Annotated in this window: 1 protein-coding gene; it reads left to right on the top strand. The window is 68.3% G+C overall.

Annotated features, from left to right (window positions below; translation table 11 throughout):
- Positions 1–678, top strand: a 678-nt coding sequence (locus tag AWB67_RS39070) for an FGGY-family carbohydrate kinase (RefSeq protein WP_159965183.1), incomplete at both ends; no start/stop codon positions are given.

The raw sequence follows: 678 nt of genomic DNA, 5'->3' as shown, positions 1-678 counted from the left end.
GAGGGCGAGCCCGAATCCTGCCTCGCCTACGTCTTCGGCACCTCGTCGTGCACGATGACCACGACCCGGAGTCCGGTCTTCGTGCCGGGCGTCTGGGGGCCTTATTTTTCGGCGATGGTGCCCGACGCATGGCTCAACGAGGGAGGCCAATCGGTCGCGGGCGCGGCCATCGAACAGTTGATCTCGATGCACCCGGCAGCGCCCGAGGCCCGACGCCTCGCCGAGCAAGCAGGTCAATCCGTGCCGGTCATGCTGGCGAGTCTCGCTGCCGAAACTGCTGACGGCCTCTCGGGGGCGGTGATGGCGGCTCGTGGCTTGCATGTCGTCCCGGAGTTCCTGGGAAACCGCGCCCCGCACGCCGACCCTCACGCGCGAGCGGTCATCGCGGGCCTCGGGATGGATAGCGATATGACGAGCCTCGTCGCGCTCTACGTTGCGGGCATCTGCAGTATCGGGTACGGCCTTCGCCAGATCATCGAAGTGCAGGCCGTGGCCGGCGCGCCGATCGATCGGGTTGTGATCAGTGGCGGCGCTGGACGGCTCGACCTCGTTCGGCAGCTGCTCGCGGATACAACGGGAAAGCCGGTGCTCGCCACGCAGGCGGACGAGCCGGTGCTTCTGGGAGCCGCGATTCTGGGCGGCGTAGCGGCCGGTCTGTTCGACGACGTGCGCTCGGCG

Origin of the sequence: Caballeronia terrestris (assembly GCF_001544515.1) — a bacterium.
Classification (GTDB): domain Bacteria; phylum Pseudomonadota; class Gammaproteobacteria; order Burkholderiales; family Burkholderiaceae; genus Caballeronia; species Caballeronia terrestris.
Note: the sequence above shows the minus strand (reverse complement) of the source record. Positions and strands in the feature narration are given on the sequence as shown.